This window comes from Cohnella baijiui (assembly GCF_020731285.1).
Taxonomy (GTDB): Bacteria; Bacillota; Bacilli; order Paenibacillales; family Paenibacillaceae; genus Cohnella.
This window is the reverse complement of sequence record NZ_JAJFOW010000301.1, coordinates 1-250: the sequence shown is the minus strand read 5'-3', so window position 1 is coordinate 250 and position 250 is coordinate 1. Positions and strand designations below refer to the sequence as shown.

Genomic DNA, 250 nt, shown 5'->3' with positions numbered 1-250 from the left:
GGATTACTAAATGAAGAAAATGCGGCATCTCTCCAGAAAGCAAATATTGACTTTGCATCTGCTAATCAAATAATCACAAAAATCACGTATCTAGAGCTTGTAGCGGGTGGAAAGCCAGCGAAGACAGGTGAAAAAGAATTTAGTGGCAACCTAGTGCTGCATGGAAATGGGATGATAGTAGATGGCGACCTAGTCGTTGCAAGTGATTATATTACAGTATCGAATCTGACCGTTTTGAACAATTTTACGA

At 39.6% G+C, this 250-nt stretch carries 1 protein-coding gene; it reads left to right on the top strand.

The genetic code is table 11. The features are described from left to right. Positions 1-250, top strand: a 250-nt coding sequence (locus LKX83_RS32725; protein ID WP_227887449.1) for a hypothetical protein, incomplete at both ends; no start/stop codon positions are given.